General features: G+C 53.8%; 6 protein-coding genes, 5 pseudogenes and 1 other annotated feature. Of the genes and pseudogenes, 6 read left to right on the top strand and 5 right to left on the bottom strand.

From position 1 onward, the window contains the following. The 3 genes and pseudogenes from ACYPYD_RS28385 to ACYPYD_RS28375 all read right to left on the bottom strand — a co-directional run. Positions 1-218 (bottom strand): helix-turn-helix domain-containing protein (locus tag ACYPYD_RS28385; RefSeq protein ID WP_459667134.1); only part of this gene is annotated, 218 nt, incomplete at its 3' end. A gap of 221 nt (positions 219-439) precedes the next feature. Next, positions 440-856: pseudogene (locus ACYPYD_RS28380) on the bottom strand (transposase); the annotation flags it as partial. Then, positions 459-575, bottom strand: a sequence feature (AL1L pseudoknot). It overlaps the preceding pseudogene by 117 nt. Positions 857-1,033: 177 nt before the next feature. Further along, positions 1,034-1,288: a helix-turn-helix domain-containing protein gene (locus tag ACYPYD_RS28375; protein WP_459667131.1), complete on the bottom strand. Its 255-nt coding sequence runs from the start codon at positions 1,286-1,288 to the stop codon at positions 1,034-1,036. An 87-nt stretch (positions 1,289-1,375) separates the two neighbouring features. Here ACYPYD_RS28375 and ACYPYD_RS28370 point away from each other — a divergent pair. Continuing rightward, positions 1,376-1,477 (top strand): annotated as a pseudogene (locus ACYPYD_RS28370) (ATP-binding protein); the annotation flags it as partial. A gap of 89 nt (positions 1,478-1,566) precedes the next feature. On the opposite strand, the pseudogene ACYPYD_RS28365 reads toward ACYPYD_RS28370, so the two are convergent. Next, positions 1,567-1,925, bottom strand: a pseudogene (locus ACYPYD_RS28365) (transposase); the annotation flags it as partial. A gap of 500 nt (positions 1,926-2,425) precedes the next feature. Between ACYPYD_RS28365 and ACYPYD_RS28360 the strand changes: the two are divergent. Then, positions 2,426-3,691 carry a hypothetical protein gene (locus tag ACYPYD_RS28360; protein WP_459667130.1) on the top strand — a complete coding sequence of 422 codons (1,266 nt, stop codon included), beginning with the start codon at positions 2,426-2,428 and terminating at the stop codon, positions 3,689-3,691. Positions 3,692-3,852: 161 nt separating this feature from the next. Here ACYPYD_RS28360 and ACYPYD_RS28355 read toward each other — a convergent pair whose 3' ends face one another. Beyond that, complete coding sequence (locus ACYPYD_RS28355; protein WP_459667139.1) at positions 3,853-4,050, bottom strand: hypothetical protein; 198 nt, start codon at positions 4,048-4,050, stop codon at positions 3,853-3,855. Here ACYPYD_RS28355 and ACYPYD_RS28350 point away from each other — a divergent pair. From ACYPYD_RS28350 to ACYPYD_RS28335, 4 genes and pseudogenes are all read left to right on the top strand, one after another. Beyond that, positions 3,979-4,704 (top strand): annotated as a pseudogene (locus ACYPYD_RS28350) (Mu transposase domain-containing protein); the annotation flags it as partial. The gene ACYPYD_RS28355 and the pseudogene ACYPYD_RS28350 overlap by 72 nt on opposite strands. Continuing rightward, on the top strand, positions 4,704-5,435 hold the full coding sequence (gene istB, locus ACYPYD_RS28345; RefSeq protein ID WP_459667136.1) for an IS21-like element helper ATPase IstB: 732 nt from the start codon (positions 4,704-4,706) through the stop codon (positions 5,433-5,435). The pseudogene ACYPYD_RS28350 and the gene istB, both read left to right, overlap by 1 nt. Before the next feature lie 367 nt (positions 5,436-5,802). After that, a complete protein-coding gene (locus ACYPYD_RS28340) occupies positions 5,803-6,861 on the top strand; it encodes an acyltransferase family protein (RefSeq protein WP_459667127.1) in 1,059 nt (352 codons plus the stop codon). 88 nt (positions 6,862-6,949) lie between these two features. Beyond that, positions 6,950-7,407 (top strand): annotated as a pseudogene (locus ACYPYD_RS28335) (transposase); the annotation flags it as partial. Between the last annotated feature and the right edge of the window lie 189 nt (positions 7,408-7,596).

Raw genomic sequence — 7,596 nt, 5'->3', positions numbered from 1 at the left:
TTGCGCCGTCCCGGCTTTACGCCGGGAACGCCGTAGAGCCGCTCCTCCAGATCCGCATCGCCAATCTCGGGCGGCAACGGCCACGACAGCCCGGATTGATCAAACCGCCTGAGCGTGTCGCGTACCGTGGTTGCCCCCGTCCGGACATGCTCTGCTACCGCTCGGGTCGAGAGCCTGGCGTCCAGGCTCAGTCTCAATATCTCGCGCACATGGCGCATCATAACCCTCCTCGTCGGCATCCAATCCTCCTGGCTGCTCAGCCAGGGAACTGGTCCCAACGATCAGGCTTCACGTCATCCCAAACTGCGCGCGATCATCTCGGAATGCTGCGCGGATAATTCTCGGAACGCTGCGCGCGATCACCTCGGAATCCTGCGCGCCATCAATTCGGAATGGTGCGCGCGATAATCCCGGAATCCGCAGTCTCGCCGCTTGGCAAGGCGCTCGTGATAGGTGGATGGGGCGATCGGCAGAACCCGGCAGATCGGCTCGACCCCATAGGCATCGCGATGTTCGTCGATAAAGGCGATCATCGTTTGAACGGGCGGTCGAGCTCCGCCTGGGCAAAATATGCCGACGCCTTGCGCAGGATCTCATTGGCTTGCCGCAGTTCGCGGACTTCACGCTCCAATGCCTTGAGCTTCTCGGCGGTCTCCGTCGGCACACCACCGCGCTTGCCGCTGTCCACCTCGGATTTCTTCACCCATTCCAGCAGCGTGTGCCCGGAACACCCGATCTTCTCGGCCACCGGCGTGATCGCCGCCCAGCGAGAAGGATAATCCCCCTCGTGATCCAGTACCATCCGGATCGCCCGCTGCCGAACCTCAGAGGCAAACTTGTTCGTCGTCTTGCTCATCGTAGACCCTCACTCTCAGGAGTTAGGGCCTCCGGCAATCCCGGGGCGGTTCAGACCGAGAGCGCGAACTCGTCCCAGATCCATTGGGTCAGATCGGCAAGCCGCCAGCGCACCACGCCATGCGCCGCGGGGATTGGCCCGGCCTCGACTATCGCCGCAAGCTGCGCGCGCTGCTCGTCATTGAGGATCGCGGCCCGGCGCCTTGCGCGTCGCCAGACCATCGGGGCCGCCTTCGTTGAACCGCAGGACCCAGTCGCGCACGATTTGCAGCGTGACGCCGGCAGCCTTCGCCGCTTCGCTCCGGCTCCCGCCGTCCAGGATCAGAGCCACCGCCAACAGCCGCCGGACCTGATCCGCATCATCGCTTCGTCGCGCAAACTGGCGCAAATCCGCCGATGTGTAGTCAGACCGAACCCCAATCGCTGCCGCCATCGCAAGCCTCCACGTGCCTGCTACGTCGAATCAGATTTTCGCGAGCTTGGGAATCCCCCGCGTGAGTCAGCCTCAACGCCCCTTTGTATTACCCGCCACTGCCACATCCTGGAAACCGGGAACGATAGCTTCCGCTTCCGCGCCAGCACCGCTGCACCCAAATCCAGAAAGGAGAAGTCCGCATCTTGAACCTGCCGGGAAACGGCAGCACGTAAACCACGCCCACCCGGGTCAGTTCTCAATGGAAACCCCGGGTCACTTCTCAGTGGCAATCAACACAGCAGGCGACACTGTGCCGAGATCGACAGGCAATGATGAGCAGGTTCGACCATCGCCCGCCTCCGGTCCACGCTCATCGACCGAAGGCTTTCGCTAAAAAATCCCGCTCCACGACCAGTTGCCCGATCTTGGCGTGCAACTTCTCGACCTCGCTCTCGCTGACAGCCTTGGCCGCATCACCGGCTCCGGAAAAGGTGCTCGCCATTCCCTCGATGGCCTGCCGCTTCCACGATGCGATCATCGTATGGTGCACGCCATGCTTGCCGGCCAACTCCGCCAGCGTCAGATCGCCCCAGATCGCCTCCAGCGCCACCTTCGCCTTGAAATCCGCGCTGTAGCGCTTACTCATCGTCTTCATTCCCGTACCAATCCATCAGGTCGGGAGTAGCTTAACACCCTGTCCGAAAAACCGGCACCACCTCACTCATGAGATTGCCCCAAGCCTCCATTCTCGCCCAAGGTGTCGGGACGAAACAGTGGCCAGATCAAGCGCCCTTCGCTTTTCAGCGACATTAGCTGCACGAATGGTTTCGGAATGACCTCTTTTCAGCTACCGCTCTTTCGAAACCATATCTTGCGGGCCGCAAATGAGAGCACCCTTCCTTTCCTCTGCCATCATCAGGCATAATGACGCGGGGAGGTTTCACCGTAGAAGTGCTCTCTTCCATGAAAAATGAATGATTTTCTTTTGAAGTTCAAGTAATAATAACTAAAAAAGTTTTACCGCAAGAAATTACTGTGTATGCGGGAGGCGTTGTAGAGATATTTTTGAGCATGCTTTGAAAATTATTCCGTCTGAAATAAATACCTTCTCATGCTATTTAATTTTTGTATTTGAGAGTGATTTAGGATAGTATTATGACTTACTATGGTCATCGCGAAAACAATTATGTTTTATTTAATAATAAATCAAATATTTTGCGTGCGATATCCGTATTAAGTATTCTTTGTCTATATTTTATTATTGCAGAAATTGGGTCCTACCGGGTAACGGTGGGGGGAGGGCTTTGTGCAATAATTATTCTTTTATCCGCAAAAGAATGTAAATTCCAAATATTGCCAATATCTATTTCGGCGATTTTAATTTCCTGGCCGCTATTTATAATGGCAGTTTCGCAATCTTTCGGCGCGCAGTTGACGCCAAAAACCTCCCAATTTATTGCGTCTTATTGCCTATGGGTGGTGTCAATAGTAATTTTGCTTGTTTCTGCTATATCAAGACGGCCTTCGCACCTTAAAGATGCTTTTTTTATTAATTGCGCAGTGGTTGCCGTCGCTTCAGTTCAAGCATTTGGTGCACGTTTATTCGGTAACTATGCTGCATACGAAGTTATTATGCCGCTAGTGGGCGTCGATTCGCAACATAATTATCTGAATCTAACGGATCTTCTTAGCGCTCGCGCAATAGGTCTTTACTACGAGCCATCAATGTGCGGAAGAATAATTGGCACGCTTTGCTTTATTGACATAATTAGCAACAAAAAATATCTTAGAAATTTGGTGCTGATAATCTTGGGAGTTATAACCACGAAATCTCTTGGTTTGATAATTCTTGCCATTGTGCTTGGAGGTATACTTTTTATTAAAAGTAGTAGGCATTTATTAGTGTTGGTGATTATTGCTGGGGCTGTTTTTTCCTTTTATCAGCTCGGGGCTTTTGAAGATAACAAAGGAATGTATAAAAGTAGAGAGGGGTCTAATTATCGCCGAGTCATAGCACCGATAAAGATTCTTGAATGGCAGATGCTCAATTATCCTCTTGGAATTCCAATTGGAGGTGCTGCGAAATTGGCCCTAAAAACTGGATATTATCAAGAAACTAAGGAATCTAAAGTAACAAACGGAATCTATGAATTTATTTTCTATTTTGGATTTATTGGTGTGGCGGCGTTAGTTTTTTCAATTATTGCTGCGGCTATTTACTTTTTGAATGGAAATAGGGAGCTGTCTTGCGCAGTGATTTATATTATATTATCAACAGGTCTTTCAGGTAGCTTCTTGTCAATTGAATCAACATTGATAACATTTTATTTTGTTGTAGCGTGCCGTGTTGCAAGCCAAAGACCGCAACGCACTTCAAGAAACTTCATGCTTATTTCGCCTGCCTCGGGGACGAACTCATAAACGCCCGTCACGGGGGTGCTCCGCAGAAGCGTCCAACCCTTATCGCGCAGGGCCACACCGTATTGAACATGGCTTGTCGACGTTGGCGACCGTATTTTCCTATTGGACGACGGCCGTAGTCAGCCCTGGCCTTGTGGCGCTGTCTTGTGTCTTGATCGGTATCATGTCTGCGCGAGCGATCGCCCAACCTCGCGTACGATCCTGTAGCGCTTTTCCATCGCAGCGAGCACTGCATCCGAGCAATTGCGCAGCATTTGCCATCGATCAGCGACCTGCATATGCGTTCGGTGCGCTTCGCCAGCTATGACGAGTTGAATGCCTGGCTGCTCGACCGCTGCCGGGAACACGTCAGTGTCCATCGCCATCCCTAGCTGCGCGATCGCACCATCGCCGACGTGTTCGAGGACGAGAAGACGGCGTTGATGCGTACGCCGTCGGTCCCGTTCGACGGCTTCCACGCGGTCGGGGCCTCAGTCTCGAAGACGCTGCTCGTGCGGTTCGACTACAACAAGTACTCGGTGGCGGCGCGTGCGCTCGGGCGTCCGGTCGAAGTCCACGGCTATGCCGACCGCATCCTCATCCGCCAGGGCGACGATACCGTCGCCGAACACGATCGCCGCTTCGGTCGAGAACAGACCGTTTACTATGTGCCGGTTCTGGCGAAGAAGCCAGGTGCGCTAAGGAACGGCGCGCCGTTCAAGAAACTGGCCCTGCCGCCAGCACTGGAGCGCCTTCGTGGCAAGCTGAAGGGCAGCAACGATGGCGATCGGCAGATGGTCAAGATCCTGACAGCGGCCACGGTCGATGGCCTCGATGCACTCGAAGCGGCTGCCGCCGAAGCGTTGGCCCAAGGGGTCACCAGCGCCGATGCCGTACTCAATATTCTGGCCCGGTCCCGATCGGCGCCGATGGAGCCCAGCATCGCCACGCCCGAGCCTCTGCAGCTCAAGATCGAGCCCATCGCCGATGCCTGCCTCTACGATCGGCTGCTGCCCGTGCGGAGGGCAGCATGATGATGGAGCGCCATGAGATCATCGGCCTCATGGCCGAGTTGAAGCTCGCCAGCATGCGTCATTCCTATGACGAGATCATTGCCGACGCCCTCAAGCGGCAGCATCCCGTACAGCACGTCGTTGGTGACCTGCTGAAGGCCGAGGTCGCCGAGAAGCACGCCCGTTCCATCAAGTACCAGATGGCCGCATCCAAGCTGCCGCTTGCCTGCGAACTCGGCGGCTTCGAGTTTACCGGCACACCGATCAACGAAGGGCTGGTTCGCGACCTTGCCACTGGCGTCTTCCTCGCCAGCCAGCGCAATGTCGTCCTGGTCGGCGGCACGGGATCGGGAAAGACCCACCTCAGCATCGCCATCGCCCGCAACTGCATCCGCAGCGACGCCCGCGTCCGGTTCTACAATACTACCGACCTGGTGAACCTGCTCGAACTGGAGACCCACCAGGGCCGGGCCGGCAAGCTCGCCGAACATCTCTCGCGGCTCGACCTTCTGATCCTCGACGAGCTGGGGTATCTGCCGTTCGCCCGCACCGGCGGCCAGTTGCTGTTCCACCTCATCAGCCGCCTCTATGAGCGCACCTCGATCAGCGTCATCACCAACCTCGCCTTCGGCGAATGGCCCACCGTCTTCGGCGACGCCAAGATGACCACCGCTCTGCTCGACCAGCTCACGCACCATTGCGACATCATCGAGACTGGCAACGACAGCTGGCGCTTCAAAAATCGAAGCTGAGCCCGGCCACACGGAAAAAAGACGATTTACGCCGTGGCGGGATGCCTCCCGGCTACGCCCTCCGCCATCCCGCCACGGCGTAAGCACCCGTCAAACCCTGGTCCCCTATTGCATGCCGATCCCGGTCCCCGTTTGCTCGCCGATTGACAGGCAGACCTTGTCCACTGGCATGGGGGGGCTTGTCAATTTCGATATGTCACCTGTATTAAAATACTTTATCGGGTTAACATTCGGCTTGCGCCTACAAGTGTCGTAATTTCAATTAGATTATAGTTGCAGACGGAGTTACGGCCAATAGCTAGGCTTCAGCCTAAGTATCACTGGTCAGAAATTTTGCCACGGAAATTTAGAAATTTAGGGAGGTCTAGTGGAATCTCAAATAATTTCACCTGAAGGCGGCTGTTCGCCGCGCCCGAGGCAAGGCTATTGGGATGCTTGGAAGGGGATCGCAATCATCGCGGTGATCATAATCCACGCTTGCGCCATAAATTCACTTTCGCTAGGCGGCGCAGAGACTAAACTGACTGTTCTCGTTCGTCAGTTTGTGAACTTTGCAGTCCCGATGTTTCTGGCTATATCGGGTTTAATGGCAGGTCTAAGCAAAAAGCCAAAGAATTTTGATTATATTTTGCATCGAATGTTGGGACTTTGGCCAGCTTATCTCCTGTGGACATTAATATACATACTCGCATTTTCTCGTAGTCATTTACTCGATCCAAAGTCCCTTATTCTCGATGTTTTTGCTGGGGCGGGCATAGGTATCGGATACTTCGTGATTGTGTTGAGTCAGATGATCGTCCTTACTCCACTAATTTGCAAAATAAGATCGTTAATGATGCATGCAATTATAATATTTTTATTCACGGCTATGGGGAGGGTGCTAACCTACTATGCAGTGCTTGGCCCATATCCTGTTGGTTCTCCTTTCAATGGACTCCCATTTTTCATGTGGTATCCTTTTTACCACCTTGCTTTTCTGATCGGTTCTAGAGTCGATCTGGCAGTGCGGCGGATGAAATTATTGACAATATCAACTATTTTTATCGTCGTGGGACTTATAGCAAGCATCATTGAAGGCTTGGAGTTGCTCCCTGTTGATATAGGTCTTGCAAGCAGCCAACTTAAGTTGACATCAACATTTTTTTCGCTTGCCGTTTTTTTGTGGAGTACACTTGCTTTTGCAATATTGAGCAAAAAAACACCGAAATGGCTTTCCTGGATCGGTAGAAATTCTTACATTATTTATCTTACTCATTTAATACCTCTTAGAGCTGTAGCTAGTCAGAATCTTAAATTTAGAATTTCTGTCGGGCAATTTGCGAATATATTTAGCGTGTCGTTGATCGTTTTGTTAATATGTCTCGTAGGTGTTGCTATTGGTCGGCGAGTATTGCCTAAGAAACTTCAGCCCTATTTTATGGGTTAAAGTGCCGATGGCAGTTGGACATCTGACGTGACCCCCGGATTTTCGTCCAAGCTTGATTAGAGTCTGGCCTGATGGAAGGGACGGACGAATGAAGCGAGCAAGGTTCACAGAAGAGCAGATCATCGGCGTGCTGAAGGAACAGGAGGCTGGCGCGAAGACTGCCGACCTGGCTCGTCGCCACGGGGTATCGGAAGCGACGATCTACAACTGGAAAGCCAAGTATGGCGGATCAACCGGAAGAAGACACAGCGGCTCTATAGCGAGGAGAAGCTGGCGGTCCGACGCAGGCGCAACCGTCGCCGTGCCATCGGCGCACGAGCACCAGCTCCGGTGCTGGCGCTACCAAACCAGCGATGGAGCCTGGACTTCGTCCATGATCAGCTGGCTACAGGACGCCGGTTCCGAGTGCTCAACATCGTCGACGATGTAACCCGCGAGTGCCTGCGCGCGGTGCCGGACACGTCGATCTCAGGGCGTCGGGTGGTGCGTGAGCTCACCGAGCTGATCGCCGAGCGCGGTAAGCCTGGGATGATTGTCAGCGACAACGTCCTGGGTCACGAAGGAAAGCGAGATTTGGTCAACAGATCTCTATGCGCCGACATTGAGCGGCGAAGCATGCATTCTGAGCCAGATGGCTTCCACCGTCAACGGGATCGCTCCCTGCCATAGCAAACACAGGATCCAGCGGCGCCGAAGCGGCCGTGGTCCTCACCGTCCTTAGAACGAGATACGCAC

The sequence above is a fragment of the Novosphingobium sp. 11B genome, from assembly GCF_054589055.1.
This window is presented reverse-complemented; position numbering and strand designations above follow the sequence as displayed.

Excerpts from the sequence above, each read along its gene's own strand:
- ACYPYD_RS28355 (WP_459667139.1), bottom strand. The coding sequence starts at position 4,050 with ATGGACACTGACGTGTTCCCGGCAGCGGTCGAGCAGCCAGGCATTCAA.
- ACYPYD_RS28375 (WP_459667131.1), bottom strand. The coding sequence starts at position 1,288 with ATGGCGGCAGCGATTGGGGTTCGGTCTGACTACACATCGGCGGATTTG.
- istB (WP_459667136.1), top strand. The coding sequence starts at position 4,704 with ATGATGGAGCGCCATGAGATCATCGGCCTCATGGCCGAGTTGAAGCTC.
- ACYPYD_RS28360 (WP_459667130.1), top strand. The coding sequence starts at position 2,426 with ATGACTTACTATGGTCATCGCGAAAACAATTATGTTTTATTTAATAAT.